The 16554-nt window shown below is 42.9% G+C and carries 18 protein-coding genes; 2 read left to right on the top strand and 16 right to left on the bottom strand.

Features of this window, described 5'->3' with window-relative positions; all coding sequences use genetic code 11:
* Positions 1-34 precede the first annotated feature (34 nt).
* Together BST96_RS09395 and BST96_RS09400 are read left to right on the top strand one after the other, a co-directional pair.
* Positions 35-943: a DMT family transporter gene (locus BST96_RS09395; protein ID WP_085758462.1), complete on the top strand. Its 909-nt coding sequence runs from the start codon at positions 35-37 to the stop codon at positions 941-943.
* A gap of 43 nt (positions 944-986) precedes the next feature.
* On the top strand, positions 987-1397 hold the full coding sequence (locus BST96_RS09400) for a DUF6491 family protein (protein WP_085758463.1): 411 nt from the start codon (positions 987-989) through the stop codon (positions 1395-1397).
* 26 nt (positions 1398-1423) lie between these two features.
* Here the strand turns inward: BST96_RS09400 and BST96_RS09405 are convergent, their stop codons facing one another.
* The 16 genes from BST96_RS09405 to BST96_RS09490 form a co-directional block, all read right to left on the bottom strand.
* Positions 1424-2869, bottom strand: coding sequence for a PQQ-dependent sugar dehydrogenase (locus tag BST96_RS09405; RefSeq protein WP_169713958.1), 1446 nt, complete (start codon positions 2867-2869; stop codon positions 1424-1426).
* 143 nt (positions 2870-3012) lie between these two features.
* Positions 3013-3303 carry a putative quinol monooxygenase gene (locus BST96_RS09410; protein WP_085758465.1) on the bottom strand — a complete coding sequence of 97 codons (291 nt, stop codon included), beginning with the start codon at positions 3301-3303 and terminating at the stop codon, positions 3013-3015.
* 72 nt (positions 3304-3375) lie between these two features.
* The gene (locus tag BST96_RS09415; protein ID WP_085758466.1) at positions 3376-3726 is read right to left on the bottom strand and encodes a DUF2200 domain-containing protein; all 351 of its coding nucleotides are present in this window, start codon (positions 3724-3726) and stop codon (positions 3376-3378) included.
* Positions 3727-3782: 56 nt separating this feature from the next.
* Positions 3783-4373, bottom strand: coding sequence for a DsbA family protein (locus BST96_RS09420; RefSeq protein WP_085758467.1), 591 nt, complete (start codon positions 4371-4373; stop codon positions 3783-3785).
* A 134-nt stretch (positions 4374-4507) separates the two neighbouring features.
* A complete protein-coding gene (locus BST96_RS09425) occupies positions 4508-4759 on the bottom strand; it encodes a hypothetical protein (protein ID WP_085758468.1) in 252 nt (83 codons plus the stop codon).
* Positions 4752-5321 carry a hypothetical protein gene (locus BST96_RS09430; protein WP_206045430.1) on the bottom strand — a complete coding sequence of 190 codons (570 nt, stop codon included), beginning with the start codon at positions 5319-5321 and terminating at the stop codon, positions 4752-4754. The genes BST96_RS09425 and BST96_RS09430 overlap by 8 nt, the downstream gene beginning before the upstream one ends.
* A gap of 115 nt (positions 5322-5436) precedes the next feature.
* The gene (locus BST96_RS21465) at positions 5437-5748 is read right to left on the bottom strand and encodes a SymE family type I addiction module toxin (RefSeq protein ID WP_085758469.1); all 312 of its coding nucleotides are present in this window, start codon (positions 5746-5748) and stop codon (positions 5437-5439) included.
* 456 nt (positions 5749-6204) lie between these two features.
* Positions 6205-7095, bottom strand: a complete 891-nt coding sequence (locus BST96_RS09445) for a hypothetical protein (RefSeq protein WP_085758471.1) — start codon at positions 7093-7095, stop codon at positions 6205-6207.
* Between the two features lie 195 nt (positions 7096-7290).
* Positions 7291-7671, bottom strand: a complete 381-nt coding sequence (locus tag BST96_RS09450) for a hypothetical protein (protein WP_085758472.1) — start codon at positions 7669-7671, stop codon at positions 7291-7293.
* A 389-nt stretch (positions 7672-8060) separates the two neighbouring features.
* On the bottom strand, positions 8061-8570 hold the full coding sequence (locus tag BST96_RS09455) for a hypothetical protein (protein WP_085758473.1): 510 nt from the start codon (positions 8568-8570) through the stop codon (positions 8061-8063).
* Positions 8571-9289: 719 nt separating this feature from the next.
* Positions 9290-10015, bottom strand: coding sequence for a hypothetical protein (locus BST96_RS09465; protein WP_157117916.1), 726 nt, complete (start codon positions 10013-10015; stop codon positions 9290-9292).
* A gap of 136 nt (positions 10016-10151) precedes the next feature.
* On the bottom strand, positions 10152-10448 hold the full coding sequence (locus BST96_RS09470) for a hypothetical protein (protein WP_157117917.1): 297 nt from the start codon (positions 10446-10448) through the stop codon (positions 10152-10154).
* Positions 10449-10465: 17 nt separating this feature from the next.
* Positions 10466-13369 (bottom strand): transglutaminase-like domain-containing protein, encoded by a 2904-nt coding sequence (locus tag BST96_RS09475; RefSeq protein WP_085758477.1) that lies wholly within the window; start codon positions 13367-13369, stop codon positions 10466-10468.
* 344 nt (positions 13370-13713) lie between these two features.
* Positions 13714-13971 (bottom strand): SymE family type I addiction module toxin, encoded by a 258-nt coding sequence (locus BST96_RS09480; protein ID WP_085758478.1) that lies wholly within the window; start codon positions 13969-13971, stop codon positions 13714-13716.
* A 324-nt stretch (positions 13972-14295) separates the two neighbouring features.
* On the bottom strand, positions 14296-15066 hold the full coding sequence (locus BST96_RS09485) for a hypothetical protein (RefSeq protein WP_157117918.1): 771 nt from the start codon (positions 15064-15066) through the stop codon (positions 14296-14298).
* A 36-nt stretch (positions 15067-15102) separates the two neighbouring features.
* A complete protein-coding gene (locus tag BST96_RS09490; RefSeq protein WP_085758480.1) occupies positions 15103-16443 on the bottom strand; it encodes an AAA family ATPase in 1341 nt (446 codons plus the stop codon).
* Between the last annotated feature and the right edge of the window lie 111 nt (positions 16444-16554).

Raw genomic sequence — 16554 nt, forward strand, 5'->3', positions numbered from 1 at the left:
CAACATCTTAGAAAACTAAAGTTGGAAAATAAAAATGTCCCGCTACACAGCCAACCTTCTCTTACTGCTTACCGGCCTAACCTGGGGTGTGGGCTTTATCGCCCAACAAACCGCCATGCAGGATATTGGCCCCTTCTTATTTGTGGGCCTTCGCTTTTGCCTTGCCGCATTAGCGGTCTTACCCTTCGCTTTATATGAGCGATCAAAAATCCCGTTGGATAAACCACTAACGTTCTCTGATAAACAATGGAAATCTATGCTGCTGCTTGGGCTGGTATTTTTCACTGGCATGATTCTCCAGCAAATCGGTTTACTGACTACCACCGTTACCAATGCAGGGTTTTTAACCGGCCTCTATGTTGTCTTTGTGCCTTTTATTTTGTGGGTCTTTTTAGGAGAAAAACAACACTGGGTAATTTGGCCTGTAGCGCTAAGCTGTTTACTGGGAATATTTTTATTGGGCGGTGGCCATATTGGCGGCTTAAATACCGGCGATCTATTAGTTATTGCAGGCGCAGTATTTTGGGCGGTACAGGTGATTATGATGGGGAAAATCGCTCAGCAAACCGAGCGTCCGGTGTTTGTTGCTACTGTACAATTTGCCTGCTGTGGCTTGTTAGGGTTGGTGGGGCATGGTTTGGCGGGTTGGTGGTGGGTGAGTCTGGAGCCGCCGTTGGCAATAGCCCCTTTAATGGCGGCGCTACCAGAAATTATTTACGCGGCCTTAATTGCTGGTGCCTTTGCCTTTACGCTACAAGCGATTGGCCAGCGCTATACTGGCGAAGCTGAGGCGGCGATATTGTTATCTTCAGAAAGTGTATTTGCCGCAATATTTGCCGCATGGTTTTTAACTGACAGGTTGGATGCTATTGGGTATCTTGGTTGTGCCATGATGTTTGCAGCCATTATCGCCGTTCAGGTGGTGCCTGTTAGAAGCCGATAGGCTGGTTTATACTAAGTGGGTTATCTACCCGGAGGTCAATGGTATGCTTAGACTAAATAATGGCTTAGTACTTATTTTGAGTCTGGTCCTGATTGGCTGCGCCAGCAGTATCGATAATCAGGAAGCGATGGCTCGTTATCAATTTCCCGAGTTGGAGTCGGTAAGCTCAATTAATAACTGGAAGCTGGATGGCTGGGAAGTGATTGACCAGCAGTCATTGATTATACAAACCGGCCCCAGTCAGTTTTATCTCTTTGTGCTTTCCAGAAGGCATTCTCAGTTACGCTTTGCTGAGAGCATTTTGGTGACCTCTACGGCAGGGCGGGTCAAAGTCAATTTTGATACTGTCTCTACGCCCCGTGACCCTATGTTGAAAGTGCCTATAGCCGCGATGTATAAATTGCAGGGGCGAGAGGCTGTTGCTGCTATAAAACAACAGATTCTTGCTGAGTGAGGTATGCCAAGCTTAGGTGGGGCCGTTTAATAACTGGTACTAGTAATTTTTAGTATTTGACCGCCACTCCCATGTTCGAGTAACAATAATATTTCACCGCTATTAGCTATTTCAATATCACGTATTCTTGCCAGGTTTTCAATTAATACCTCATTCTCGATTAGCACGCCATCTTCAATCTTCATTCGGTAGAGTTTTCTTGCTTTGAGTGATCCGACAATTAAGTGATTATTCCACTTTGGAAAATGCTTATCCTGGTAAATGATAAAACTGGACACAGCGGGTGAGGGGGTAAGATCAACAATCGGTTGCTCTATATCGGCCATCTTGAAATCGATACCCAGTTTTTTACCGTACTCAACAGGCGTGCTGTCGTAATTGACACCTTTAGAATACAAAGGCCAGCCATAGTTTTTACCCGGAAATATCAGATTGACCTCATCACCGCCACGGGGGCCCATATCCGTAACCCATAGTTCATTCGTTCTAGTATTAAACTCTAATCCCTGCGGGCTACGGAAACCATAGGCCCAAATGCTCTTCAATGCCTTAGGCGACTTCGTAAATGGATTATCTTCGGGAATAGACCCATCATCGTTGACGCGATGAATTTTCCCCCAAGGCGTAGTTAGGTCCTGTACCCCCGTGTGGTTATCATTGCCTTTAAGGCCAACACTAAAAAACAAGTGCCCCTGTTGATCAAAACTCAGCCGACCACCCGCTGCCGTATCCGGGATCATGCCATAATGCTCAAGGCTTGCTTGCCAAATCACTTGCTGATCAATCCATTGCCCATTGTTTATTCTTCCCCTAACAATCTTATTCATTGAAACGGGCAATTTATTCTCACGGCTCACCTTGTTACAGTCACTGCAACGGTCTCCATAGTGAAGATAAACCCAGCCGTTGTTAAGGTAATCAGGGTGAATCGCCACATCAAGCAGCCAACCCAAGCCATTGAGCAAGCCAACATCTGGCGTACCCGTATCGCTATAGACCTTTGGGGTGCCTTTAATCAGTGCAGACTGTTTTCCGTCCTTTGAAATAATACTAAGGCCGCGCATTTTTTCTGTTAAAAGTATACGTCCGTCGGGCAGGGGTTCGATAGAAAAAGGGAGTGGGTCAAGGTCTGTAATGACGGTTTGCAGCTTAATAGTGTGGTGCTGGGTTTGAATAGGGTCCTGATTAATCAGTAGCGTGTTATCGATATTAAAATCGGTATAAGTAAGGCCTGATCTGCGCTCGGCAATATAAAGCGCTAAATTATTAATTTGCAGTTTGCTCAAGATGCCCGACCAAGCTGGCATCCCTTTAGCGCTATTGCCCTTCGATATACTGGCGACAAGGCTATCCATATCATCGCCATTAATCAGTGGCTTACCAATAAGTGCAGGCCCTTGCGCCGCGCCCTTTAGATTTTCACCATGACAAACGGCGCAGTTTTCATTAAATAATAGCGAGAAGCCAGCCATTCGCCATTCTTTTTGACCCGAGGGGTGCTGCTGTGCTGAAACGATGACAGAGTGGAGTAGGGCTAAGGTAATAAGGTTTGAGAGTATTATTTTTATCATTTTATTTTGGTATTAACACAGTGTTTATGGATTAATCGCAGCCTCTACCTGAAATCTACTAGATTCTCTATCACCGGCTCGCCGTCAATACAGTCCAATGCCTTGGGTGACATAGTCGTGTGGTATTCCGCATCGATATAGCGCTGTAGCGCGGCATCATTCTTGAAGGACATAAAGAACACATATCGAAGTGGATCCTCGGCCGACCGGCGTACCTGAAAAACCTCGGCACCCGGTTCGAACTCAGCCACATCCTTCATCAATTGTTTTTGAAGGCCGTCGTATTCGGCCTCGCGACCCGGATAAATTTTCAGTGTGATCAGCATAGTTGGCATATTATGTCCCTCATTCCACAATTTTTTACTTTCGCGACAGTGCTGGTATAGCACTTTGAAGCCAGCGCCACTTTATGACCGCAAAATCTTTTCCATGGCTTTGCCCTTGGCAAGCTCATCAACCAACTTGTCGAGGTATCGAATCTTGCGCATCAGGGGGTCTTCGACCTCTTCAACACGAACGCCACAGACAACGCCCTTAATAAGCGATACGTTGGGATTTATTGCCGGCGCTTCGGCAAAGAAGGTGGCCAGATCATTGTCGCTGTCAACCTGCTTTGTCAGGCCGTCTGCGCTAAAACCGGTGAGCCAGCCAATAATTTGGATAACTTCCTCTTCCGTTCTGTTCTTCCTCTCAGCCTTTTGGACATAGAGAGGATAAATTTTTGAGAAGGCCATGGAGAAAATTTGGTGATCAGACATCTCTTTATCTCCTGATGTGAGCTAACGTTTTTATGCTTTCAAGCATAGCGTGATTGTTATCTATTTACTCCAGTGCCCAATAAGGGATTAATCACCTTTTGCCAGTCTGCCAGCGTTGATAAGTGATCAACAGGAACATTGCCGCCATTGTTAATAAACACGGTAGGAGTTGCCCAGACGGATTTTGTTGCGGCGTAGCGAATCGGTGTTCGGGCCAGCGTATAAATGTCGTTGTCATTCATCCTGTCGAGAAACTTTGAGCGATCAATAGTCAAATGCTGTTCGGCTTTGTCAGCGATCAGCTGCCTTAGATCATCGTGTGTTTTATGCATAAAGGCGGCATTATAAAATTCATCCTGTCTTTCATAGAGAAAGGTAGCGAAGTTATAAAAGGTAGTGGCATTACCCTCGGCTAAGGCGAATAACCCTAAGCTCATATCCCAGGCTTGACGATGATTGCTCAATGTGATCAGGTGAACTTTGAGGCTGACCGATGCTTGCTCGTAGTGCTTCATGACCTCAAGTAAAGTCGGCCAGATTGTGCGTGAATGTGGGCACTGAATATCAACAAAGGCATCAATGGTGATTTGTGCGGCTTTGTCGCCAAGAACAACGCCGCTTGGGCGGTTAGGAATGGGTGTAGTCATAATAGTTCCAGTTTCAATCAAGCAATCAAGGGGGCAGACACCATGAAAATTACACCTTAACTTCTTGGTCAGAATAAGCAAGGAGTCTGACACCTTGATTCTTCTGGCAAGCACCTGCCTACCTCAATTGTTGGCTAACCCTGTTGATTTGGACGTTGAGTTAGAGCAGAGCCTGCAGATGACTTGGCGGATTTACTTGACCCACGACTACGTAAAGTCTTGGAAGCTGCAGAAGCGGCTTTAATTGAGGTGACTTTTCCTTGAGCTTTAGTCTGTGATAACGCTGAGCCCGCAGCAGATTTTGCAGCCTTATTGGAGCTTTTACTTCTTAAAACCTTAGCTGCTACTGATGATGCTCTTTTACTAGTAATCTCATGTTTACTCATTACTAATGTCCTCTGTGTATTCTCCTAATTTGCTGCCAATTTCAACTGGAGATGTGTCATTGTATACGAAAAAGGCAACGAGAGTCAGAAGTGCAGCAAACAAAAGCGTGCTAATAAAGCCACCAGCAAGGTTAACGCCAAACTGTGGCCAAAATTTCTTGATCTCTTGAATTTCGCCAACAATAACCCCCTCTTCGATTTCCTTTTGAAAATCATCCAGATAGGCATTGATAGAATCATTGGCATAGCTGGTGAGTCTGGCTTCAGCGGTATCTTTTGCTCTTAGCAGGGCGCCTGAGGGCAGCTGGTTGTACCAGTTATCAATATCGTGTTTTGAGGGTGGCCCACCGTTATTTTCTGTTTGGTGTTTTATCCATTCGATTTTTTGCTCTTCAAGAACAGCAAATGCAACTAGCCCAAATAACCATTCTTCGTCTTCCGGGGCATTTTCAACTAGCTCTTCGTAAATATCTTCGGGTCCTGAGAATCTATCCATAATATATTGCTCCTTGTTGTGATAACTAACGCTTTTTTCCAGAGTCCAGATCTGGAGTGGCGCCATTGTAATTCTCCTTTGTGCATAAAATATAATTTATAAAGGCCAAAGGGGGAGGTATTCGTTAAGAGTTCAAATATTTAACCTTTTACAAATGCCTTACCAAAATTACCCTGGCAGACTAAGTCTGCGTCTTAAGAATAATACACCCCGGCTGTACTTCTACTGACAATGGGCTGCCGATGGTGAAGCCTGTCTGGTTGAGCCAGTAGCCTTTTATTTGTACCCAAGGGACGGGAGGGCTTTCAGTGGGGTGGCGGTGGGTGTAAGCACCGTTGTGTTGGTAGTCGTAGTAACTTTTGCGGACTTTGAGTTTACGGAAAGATGAAAATTTTTCTTGGGCCGAGCCAAGCTCTGGCCCAACTGGAGGGCAGGGGGCCTGTCCCAAAGTCTTGTCCGAATGCTTCAATAAATGCTTGTGATATCGACGCATGAAATTTTATCGCCCCATCATCTTTTCTTTCGGAGCTGAACTCTACGATCAATGGGGTCAGAGTGAGTCATTGATCATAAGTTGTAACTACTGCTTACCAAAGTTTATAGTCGCGAGTGTTAAGGAGCCACTTGCTCCAACTATATAAGCTACTTGTTTTCAGAAAAAGTGAAGAGAAAAATGCATAAATTCCATGTATGCCCAAAAAAGCGGATAACAATGTGCTGGCTAAAATAACAATGATGTCTATTTTGTTTTCTTTAAAATAGACCTCGTTGAGGATTAGATAAGAAGAGAGTATTGATGCGCAGCCAAAAGCCAAAAATGCCAATCTAAATTTTGAAGATATATACCTGTCGTTTTTATTTTTAGCCCACTTTTCGGAATAGATCTTAATTAAGTAAAGATTTAGCCCCAAGACCGTGATGCAAAAAAAATACACTAATATTCCATTCATTATAAACATCCTTCTGGTTCTGGCAGCGAGTTCATAATTAGGAATGAAAGATACCCGGGTGCTGGAGGAAAAAATAAACCAATTATCGAGGTTAGTGAAATAATAAAGGAAGTAATGATATATTCAAGACCAGAACACTGTTTGCTTACTTTGTAAATAGAGTTTATTCCACCAAGCATGCCCAATAAAATACCACCTGCAATAAATGGAGTTGTCAGAAGGCCAACAAGGAAAATAGTGGAAAATAAAACGGCATATGCTGCAATTGCTGTCCAAATTAAGGCCAAGAGAACCCCGCCATTACTTCCTCCACTTATCTTATAACTCCCAGCCCCAGTCTCAGGATGTACTATCGTATAACCGGTACCTGCCCACCCAGCATAAGTAATTGGATGCTGATGCACTGTAGCCACCATGCCAGCTTGTACCTGTGCCTGTATTTCATCCTTGGTCCCCTGATCTACCGTCAGGTCATTCAAGTAAGATAGATTATCTTCAGTAAATGTATATATCCTTTGACCTTGCTGTGAAGCTATCGCCAGTGCTTTAACGGCACTAATACCCTCAACCGGTTCATCCTCCGTTGAAAACAACTGTTCCGGTATCAAGTGCTCATAAGCCGAGTAGGTCGCCCCCATCTGCTGATTATAATCACGCCATTTTTCCAAACAGTTATCCTTGCACTCCGTATTAAACTTCATGGAATCCATATCCATCAATAGGCCGATCATCTCAATATTAGAGACTGTGCCCAATAACCCATTAGGCTTGGCATTGGTTTGGAAGGTGCCATAGCTTGGCTCCCGGTAGTAGATCACATCACCACTACGCGCTGCCAGTTTAGACTGTACATTGGTAATGGCCATATAGCTCATCACTGCCGATTGCATAAGATCACCTACAACCTCGTGTTTGGTTAGCCCCGTAAAGTTTTCGGCCTCTAATTGTGTTTTGGTATTTTCAAGTTTGGTTTGTAAGGCTTCTAGCTGCTGCGGTGATAGGCCGTGGTAGTCTAGGCCTATCGCCTGGTACTCTCCGGTGAGATCAATGGGTTCAGGGTCCTTGAGAGCCTATGGAGATAATTACTATTTTTTCACTGCCTCCCTTATACAAAATATTTCATATTGATCGGTCTGGCGCTTGTCTATATTAACGTCCTTCCACTGGCAGACTCTTCTTATCTTGTGCAGCCCCTCATAACCAAAAGAAAGACTTACAACTTTTTCAAAATTAATTATAGAAAGTAAAATTTGATAGAGCATGCAGAAAATTTTTAATGGGTTCCATATAGACACATCATACTTTATTTGCAGTAATAGATAATCCATTAAGATGGCTTGCTTTCTTTCAAGAAAAATATCGATTTCTTGATGAAGATTGAGTAATTCAACAATTTTGACTTCGTTAACATCATCATAATAAAAGGTATTATTGTCTTCTTTTTTCATATTTTCTTGAGTTTTCATTTTATCTTATTGACTGAAAAATAAAAAAGCTATAGAGAGTTTCTATAGCAATAAAGGCCCTAAGAAAAACTCAAGATAATTAAGGTCAAAGTAAAAAATAAATATAGCCCAAAGTGCAGTAAAAAAAGTGCTCATATATAATATGTGGATACAATACTTCTTCAATGTATTATTCAAATCACCCTCCTGCAAGCAAGGCTGCTATCATAGACAAAAAAACTAAAAACTGATGTACAATCAAGGGGGCAGGCACCATGATAATTCCACCTTAACTTCTTGCTCACAATAATCAAGGAGTCTGACCCCTTGATTATTGATTATTGATTATTTTTGTTTAGTAATTAACCCGATAACATAAAAGGAAAACCTGAACTGAATGGCGCAGCGAGTTAGCATTTATTGACCTTGTTTAGCATTAAAATATGCTCATTGTTTTCTTTTGATAAGCTGATAAGAGGTATGCCTATGACTGAAAAACAGAAGACGATATATAAAAACTCCTTATCTGAAAAAAACTTTTGAACATCATTTGTTCTCCTTTTAAGTACTTCTTTACCAATTCTTCCTGTGCTCTCATGCCTATGCTCTTCAATACATTCGATATATATTTCTCCAATCTCCAGCGTCACGATGGAGTCTTTGTAAATTTTATCCGCACCAATATGGGTTATATAAAAAAGATATTTTCTGGTCATATAAACAATAGCTGCCGAAATAAATGACATCATGATTAGCGTAAATATATTTAAAATATCAGAATTTATGTAAGTGACAAAAAGAATAAATAAGGTCACAAAATAAAATACAAAAAATAGAATGTCATGCCCCTTACTTCTTGGTATACATCGTTTATTAATCTCTATTTTATCTTGTATGCTTAGAAAATATTCTATTGTCATTTTGTCGCCTTTATTCGTAACCACCAGAGCCGCATGTAAGCCCCACCATCCTTTCTGCAAACGTCGATAGCATAACTGCTGCCAACTGATTAACTACAAACATTGTTATAGGGTTAAAGCCCTGACTAAATGCGAGAAACGTTAGTCCTGCGGTCATAAAAGGTCAGTGGGGTCAGAGTCGTTGAGAATTTATGGATTTTAGGTGGAGTTTTTGACCAATGACTCTGGCCCTATTGAGCGCCATTGATCGTAGGCCCTATTACCCTTCGGTCTATCCATAAACACTCTTTCTATGAAGAATGTTTATGGCTAGCATTGAAATATATACAGTATCCATTGCTGTGCCTGTAAGAAAAACTTCAAACCTTTCATCGTCCTCTAAAGATCTTGCAAAAAAAATCCCCTTCCCACTCTCATTCTCATTCTCAATTATTATCTTAGGCCAATTACAAGACAACATATTATTATTGTAGATAACATTGCCGTGCCTAACTTTATAGATTATATTTCCTGCAATAATTTTGTTTTTTCTTACTTCGTATTTATAGCCTAGCGATAGTAACTTTCTCTTTACAGTAGCGATAGGATTGCCATCTTTATAAACAGTAAACCCCAAAAAAGTGGATTACTGATTCTTATATCAAATATATATTCTTCTCCTTTTCCAACCGAAAACCCTCCATTATATTGCTGCATTACCACCATAATTGATCCTCCTATTAATTATCTGACCTGTTGCAGCGACCTATTAAAGCATCCTGCAACAATCCCGCTAGTTGAGAAACCAAAATATTGATAAGCAATATAATAATTGGCCCTAGAATTACAGTAGCAAGTGCCAATGAAACTAAAAATGGCAATAGACCTACAAGGATTACACCTAACAACTCACTCACACTACAGCCGGAACCTGCTGCATCCAAAACACTTACTAGAACCCCTATCGCAGAAAAATGCCTAGCGACCACAGCTAAGGATTCTAGTTTTGCTAAAACTTTCAAGCCTGTTGATGCAATCGAAAACCCCGTTGCTGCAATATTAGTTAAGGCAGAAAGTACCGCGATTACAATACTTCCATCACTCCCCCCACTAATCTTATAACTCCCAGCCCCAGTCTCAGGATGAACTATGGTATACCCCGTTCCTGTCCACCCAGCATAAGTAATTGGATGCTGATGAACCGTAGCCACCATCCCATTATTCACTTGTGCCTGTATTTCATCCTTGGTCCCCTGATCCACCGTCAGGTCACTCAGGTAAGATAGATTATCTTCAGTAAATGTATATATCCGTTGCCCTTGCTGTGAAGCTATCGCCAGTGCCTTAACTGCACTAATACCCCCAACCGGTTCATCCTCCGTTGAAAACAACTGTTCCGGTATCAAGTGCTCATAAGCCGAGTAGGTCGCCCCCATCTGCTGATTATAATCACGCCATTTTTCCAAACAGTTATCCTTACACTCCGTATTAAACTTCATGGAATCCATATCCATCAATAGGCCGATCACCTCAATATTAGAGACTGTGCCCTTAGTTCTTTGGGGGGGCTTGGTTTGGGCTGTGCCTTTGGTTGATAAAAAGCTAATCTTTTTCTTTAGGATAAAAATTAATTACACATAAAATCATCCCTAAAAAAACAGTTATCATCGCCATCCATAAAAGATGATCCAGACCTTGATAAAAATCTCTTGGAGACTCGCTAGCAACGATATAACCACTATATGATGGTATTTCTCCGGTTATTTTTCCATACACATTAAGTACTAAAAAGAAAGCTGAAATCACGAAATGAGACATAGGTATTGCCAGTTTGTTATTGCCAAAAGCTGGGGTAACCATGTTTTTATAAAGTCGTTTTAAAAATCTACTTTTATACATTCTGGCTCCTCCTTGCATTAGTTTGTCCGCCTTTTGCAGGCCCCATCCAAAGAACTATAAAAAACTAAAGCAAGTGCAGTTAATGCAATGCTTAAAAGTATTGGGATCCAAAATCCAGCTAACAACCCAATCCCTACCTGGCTTAATGGGAATAGCGCCATGCCTAAAAACAAGACAGAGTTCTCTAAAGCTCCGTCGCTAACAACTGTAAACCAGCAGTTCAATAAGTAATTATATGCTGCAACTAACAAAGACAGAACCCCAGCGGTTTTATTGACCAAGCCTAAGCCGGTAAGTAGCCATTCTAAAGGTTGGGGCACCGATTCAAGGTTTACAATATTGCCTCCATTACTGCCCCCACTAATCTTATAACTCCCAGCCCCAGTCTCAGGATGTACTATCGTATAACCGGTACCTGTCCACCCGGCATAAGTAATAGGGTGCTGATGCACTGTAGCCACCATACCGGCTTGTACCTGTGCCAGTATTTCATCCTTGGTCCCCTGATCCACGGTCAGGTCACTCAGGTAAGATAGATTATCTTCAGTAAATGTATATATCCTTTGACCTTGCTGGGAAGCTATCGCCAGTGCTTTAACTGCACTAATACCCTCAACAGGCTCCTCTTCTGTAGAAAACAACTGCTCCGGTATCAAATGCTCATAAGCCGAATACGTTGCCCCCATGTGCTGATTATAATCCCGCCACTTACCCAAACAATTATCCTTACACTCGGTATTAAACTTCATGGAGTCCATATCCATTAATAAACCAATCATCTCTATATTGGACACTGTACCTAATAGCCCGTTGGGTTTAGCATTGGTTTGGAAGGTGCCGTAGCTTGGCTCCCGGTAGTAGACCACATCACCACTACGCGCTGCCAGTTTAGACTGTACATCGGTAATGGCCATATAGCTCATCACTGCCGATTGCATAAGATCACCTACAACCTCGTGTTTGGTTAGCCCCGTAAAGTTTTCGGCCTCTAATTGTGTTTTGGTATTTTCAAGTTTGGTTTGTAAGGCTTCTAGCTGCTGCGGTGCTAGGCCGTGGTAGTCCAGTCCTATGGCTTGGTACTCTCCGGTGATAATTGGGTTGGTGGTGGTACTCCAGCCCTTGCCGGGGAAGAAGTAGCCTTTTTCAGTTTGTAAGACCTGCCCAAAGCTCATGGCGGCGCTGGTGGCTGCTGCTGTGCCGTTAATGGTAAGTTCACCTACCACATTCATTAATCCGGCAGGAATCGTATTGGGTAAGTCTTCAACACTCTGTGGGTCATCAGGCAGGTAATCCAGCAGGGCTTGTTCATCGGCGGTTGTGGCTGGATTAAATGAGACGGCCAAGGATTTTCCTGCCAGTTCTACGGTGGTAGCGGTATGGCTGAGCAACTCCCCACCAAAAGTGTCCTGTAGCTGAAACATAAATTTATATTGCAGGTTATCCGGCACCTGCGAGAACTGCTGGCTTTGTTGGATTTGATAATAGCTACTACTGGTGGGAAAGACGTTTGCAGTTCTGGGGACGATCGTTTTGTTGCCTATAACATCACCCACGGTGGCATCAGCTTGCTGGTTGGTCAGGTAATCTTCAAGCGCCTGCCGATAATCATCCAGCTCGGTTTCAATAAACGCCTGATTAACATTCTGTACCCAGCCTTCGGTTTCATTGACGGTAGCGGTGCTTTCCAAGGTATTGGCAAAGGCTTCTGCATCAAAGGCGACTTCGCTTTGCAGGTCCATGCCCTCGCTGTAGTCATACTGTTTATAGCTGGGGTCAAGATAGGCCCATTGGCCAGAGCCGATATAAAGCCTGACCCACACATGGTCAACCAGCATATAGTCATTGTTACCATTCACCGATAGGCGCGCTACGGGAACACCGCCCTGGGCAAACAGGTTTTGGGCCGCTGCCGGTGCCCGGACGCCACCTGCCCAGTTCATCGCTTCTTCGTTAGTCAGGCGAATACTGCCATATTCATAACGCGCACTGGCACCGGTGGCTTTTAATAAAGCGATCAGTAAGCTGGCCTGGTCCATGGCATTGCCACGGCGGCTTTGCAGGGTGTAGTCGGCGCCTTGTAGTGAGCCGTAGCTGGGAATAAATTCAATATTGTTTCGCACCCAGTTATAGATGGCGACATAGTCATTACCCAGGCTATTGGCCAAGGCTTCTATGGCTGGGGTTATTGTGGTTTCTACCGTAGTAAATGTTGGCCGGTCTTCATTCTCAATGGCATTGGTTAAGGTGTTGGGGCCGAGGATGGCTTCAAGGTCTGCCGCATTTTTTACCGGCACACCACTGGTAATGGATGAAGGGCCAAAGGGCATTATTTGATCGTAGGGGTGCTGTACCGGCTGGTAGAGTTTATCTAGCAGGGCGATGGTCTGGGATAACTCTTCAGTGAGTTTGGGGCCCTTTCCTATAGATAGCCGTTCTAACCTGCTTAATAGCCATATGTTATTGTCTCGGTATTGCTGCTGTTGGTGTTTTAGCCCTTTAATCACGGAGGGTGACTGTTGCTGTCGTTGGTAACGTTCTAGCTGGTCTTCAAAGTAACCGGTGGCTTGCTTATCGAGTTTAAAAAACACTTGCTGCTGTTCTTTAAGCTGTTGCTGTAGTCGCTGCTGATGCATTTCAGCGCTCAGTGTGGGAATGGATGGGCCCTGTAATGAGCGATTAACGCTTTGTAATTGTTGTACCAGCTGTTGGGTGTCAGCCAGCGCCGCCTCCATATCGGCAAATACGGTGTACTCAGGTTTGTAGGCCAGATAATCCTCTACGGCATTAATCGTGGCATTCACTGCGGGGGAATAAAATACCACCGCGAAGCAGCAAAGGATCATTAAAGCGGTGAAGCGCATCAGCTGATGGCCTTCACGGAATTGGGTGATTAATGGTTTAGAAGAGGCGTAGTAGTCCATGTAACATTCCTTGTAGTTACGTTAGGCGAAAAAAGTCATTGAAGGGAGGGGTAACGACGCGGCGAAGATATATAACTATATACTCACTGTGTGTTACCCAAGATATATCCCTATCTGTTAAAACGCTTGTAGTGTCCAGTCACAATGGATTATTGGTGTTCCATTTTTTTGGTGTGAAGCGGGGGATATTATTGATAAGTCATTAAGGAATGTCGATGACGTTTCTGACGAATAAATTTAACATTTTTTACATGCGTAAATAGGGCAGGAAAGAGCAGGCACTTATTAAAAGTTTAAATAGTTAGGCTATTGATAAGTGCCTACCTTGAATGTCTTATAGCAGGTTAAGTCTGCGTTTTAAGAATAATACACCCCGGCTGTACTTCTACTGACAAGGGGCTGCCGATGGTGAAGCCTGCCTGGTTGAGCCAGTAGCCTTTTATTTGTACCCAAGGGACGGGAGGGCTTTCAGTGGGGTGGCGGTGGGTGTAAGCACCGTTGTGTTGGTAGTCGTAGTAACTTTTGCGGACTTTGAGTTTACGGAAAGATGAAAATTTTTCTTGGGCCGAGCCAAGCTCTGGCGGTATAGTACGTTTAGCCATGATGGATACTCCAGTATCTGTTTTGGTTAGCTGCCTCTGGGTGTTAGCGCACTCAGGGGGAGCGATTTATTGTGTTAGTGATTGATGATAAAAATTCCTTTTTTTTGAGTGAAAAGGGCTTAACTATTAGGCGCTAAAGGGCTGTATAAATCAACAGGTGTTTGAGTTTTTTTTTGATTTTAGTTGGGTGGTGTTGGAGGGGGTTGAAGGCAGTTGAAGGCAGTTGAAGGGTTGGACACTTGATAAAATTTTTTAATATTTTTTCTTTTGATAAGAGTCAGGGATAGGGGGCAGTGACCTTATCATAAATAATTAAATTCACTGTCACCAGAATGTCGCAATAACTACTAAGCCCCATGTAATAATGGGAACAGCTAGCGAATAGAAGAAAAACTTGTTGTCTTCATGACGGGATAAATCCAAATTTATTTCAGTGTTATTAGAGGTAACATTGTTGCGGTAGTATGTGATAGCAAATTCAGTTGGGCCTAAAATAAACCAATAAGCTAATGCCAATGGGGCGCATAGAATTCTTAGAGATAGCAGTAGCACCGGGTTTTTGAAGCATAGTATATTGAGCCAGTGAATAAGTCGATTAACCCTGCCTGATGGAATATATTCTGACTCTACATAACTATTAGATTGATAGCCTCGTGCTCCCATATCACCCCATAGAGGGTCGCCCAGCGGAGCCCAAGGCACTAAAACTCTTAACCATGCTCCGAATTTTACTGGAAGATCTCCATCATTGCACCAAACATCTACATTTTCTAAATGCGGCGCAATAGATGCGTTTGAATTAAGTGCAGGGTTAATATAAACGGCTTTTCTGAATGGTGCACCTTGGTGTGCCGCCATATGAACAATGACGCACCCATTAGAGTGACAAACCCCAATGTCGCCGGGGGATACCTTATTTATTAGTTGTTGCACAATTCTTGGGTTTAGGAAATAAACCCCCATTAGGCCGATCCAGCCATATGAGAAATTTTCCACTTTAATACCCCGTTCTTGAAAATATGGAGTTAATTTAGAAATGGTATTTTTCCCTTGGTCGGCAATATTAAATCCATGTACTAGTATTGCCTTAGTCACGACAGCGTGCTCTGACCCCATTGATTGTTGATTGCTTTAGTTCTCTGATTTTGGCTTTAAAGAATCTGGTAGTGATTTGTTAATAATTTCTGAAAACCTATTCTTTAGCTCTGGAATACTATTCACTGCCTGTCTGAATTCTGTTGAGGCAATAAGCTCCTGCCATGGTGTTGAGTGATAAGTATCATCAACGTGTCTTAATGGTGCTTCATCCAGTCGCGATATTGTAGAGTGCATAAGCTTTGCTTCTAAGATGGGGTCAATCCTAGCCGCTTCTTTACGGTACGCTTCGTATGCTTTGGCAACAGATGCCTTGTAATTATAGTCTTCAGCAAGACGAAAACGCTGGCTTATTTGTTTGGTCGACAACCATGCAAACCAAATAGGGGCTCCAAGGTTTAAAATAGAGAGAAATAACTGTATTAGTATTAATTCAATGTTTGGGTTTTTTGCGGTCATTAAGGTGCTCAATGTTTCTATTCTGTCTGAGCCTGTTTCAACTCCAAAGAATAGGGCGCCAACTAGTCCGGCAACCCAAAACCACATTGACCAAGATAGGTTGCTTGCTCTTGTGTGAAATGCGCCTGACAGGCCTTTAGTCACTGCTATTGAATATGCTTTTTCACTGTCTTCGAGAAGGTTTCTTGCGGTTTCAGTTTGCTCTGCTAAAACTGCAGATCGTTTATCAGCTTTCTGAAGTAATGCCTCTATATTTTCAAGCTTTGTGTTAGCGGAACTAGTTGTTGATATTAGGGCTGATTTCTCTACCTCTATTGCTTTCTCTATATCAGACTTAGAAGAAGTTACAGCTGCTGCTAATTGGTTTCTCGCTTCTTGTAAGTCTGCGAGATCTGAAGGTAATGACTCTGCGGCAGCATGTGCAGATTCAATTTGTGAGATGATTTCTTCCAGTTTATCTTTTTTAATATCTAAGTTATCAACTCTCGATTGGATAGAGCGAACTTTCTTTTTGAGTGCGTTTGGTATCAATGGATTATCAAGAGTGCCGTAACTTAACGCTGGATCAAATAGTCCTTCTACCCATTTAATAGTCATTAAATACGAAGGAATGGCTTGGTGCCCATGCCCGTTAAACATGTGCTGAATATTCCCTTGCTTTTGAAGTAATTGAAGTCTGGTAGGTATTTGCGTTATTGCGCCCTTATCGAGTCCATCGATATTTTCAATATTGGCTTCTCCAAGTTTTGTAGCTAGATCCCTGGCTACTTGCTCAACTTCGTTTGGGGTAATTGATGGATGATGCCAGCCCTTATGTTGAGACATTGGAACTTCAGGTTGTTGGTTTTTAGCCTGCTGTTGAATGTTATCTGCAAGCTCATTTAAAGCATTGCAGGCATCGGCTACTATTTCATGCATTATGATATTCCTTATTTATATTAGTTTCCTTCCAAAATCTGTATGTACTATTTCAGAGTCCTATAACGCTCAGCTAAGGTAAGGGGCAAACCCCGCAGTGCTTTGTCCCGC

The sequence above is a fragment of the Oceanicoccus sagamiensis genome (genome assembly GCF_002117105.1).
In the GTDB taxonomy this organism is placed as follows: Bacteria; Pseudomonadota; Gammaproteobacteria; order Pseudomonadales; family Dasaniaceae; genus Oceanicoccus; species Oceanicoccus sagamiensis.

Coding starts and splice junctions, on each gene's coding strand:
- BST96_RS09415 (WP_085758466.1), bottom strand. CDS start 3,726: ATGTCTGATCACCAAATTTTCTCCATGGCCTTCTCAAAAATTTATCCT.
- BST96_RS09430 (WP_206045430.1), bottom strand. CDS start 5,321: ATGGCGCCACTCCAGATCTGGACTCTGGAAAAAAGCGTTAGTTATCAC.
- BST96_RS09475 (WP_085758477.1), bottom strand. CDS start 13,369: ATGGACTACTACGCCTCTTCTAAACCATTAATCACCCAATTCCGTGAA.
- BST96_RS09405 (WP_169713958.1), bottom strand. CDS start 2,869: ATGGCTGGCTTCTCGCTATTATTTAATGAAAACTGCGCCGTTTGTCAT.
- BST96_RS09470 (WP_157117917.1), bottom strand. CDS start 10,448: ATGTATAAAAGTAGATTTTTAAAACGACTTTATAAAAACATGGTTACC.
- BST96_RS09395 (WP_085758462.1), top strand. CDS start 35: ATGTCCCGCTACACAGCCAACCTTCTCTTACTGCTTACCGGCCTAACC.
- BST96_RS09425 (WP_085758468.1), bottom strand. CDS start 4,759: ATGAGTAAACATGAGATTACTAGTAAAAGAGCATCATCAGTAGCAGCT.
- BST96_RS09400 (WP_085758463.1), top strand. CDS start 987: ATGCTTAGACTAAATAATGGCTTAGTACTTATTTTGAGTCTGGTCCTG.
- BST96_RS21465 (WP_085758469.1), bottom strand. CDS start 5,748: ATGCGTCGATATCACAAGCATTTATTGAAGCATTCGGACAAGACTTTG.
- BST96_RS09480 (WP_085758478.1), bottom strand. CDS start 13,971: ATGGCTAAACGTACTATACCGCCAGAGCTTGGCTCGGCCCAAGAAAAA.
- BST96_RS09420 (WP_085758467.1), bottom strand. CDS start 4,373: ATGACTACACCCATTCCTAACCGCCCAAGCGGCGTTGTTCTTGGCGAC.
- BST96_RS09445 (WP_085758471.1), bottom strand. CDS start 7,095: ATGCAATCGGCAGTGATGAGCTATATGGCCATTACCAATGTACAGTCT.
- BST96_RS09490 (WP_085758480.1), bottom strand. CDS start 16,443: ATGCATGAAATAGTAGCCGATGCCTGCAATGCTTTAAATGAGCTTGCA.
- BST96_RS09450 (WP_085758472.1), bottom strand. CDS start 7,671: ATGAAAACTCAAGAAAATATGAAAAAAGAAGACAATAATACCTTTTAT.
- BST96_RS09410 (WP_085758465.1), bottom strand. CDS start 3,303: ATGCCAACTATGCTGATCACACTGAAAATTTATCCGGGTCGCGAGGCC.
- BST96_RS09455 (WP_085758473.1), bottom strand. CDS start 8,570: ATGACAATAGAATATTTTCTAAGCATACAAGATAAAATAGAGATTAAT.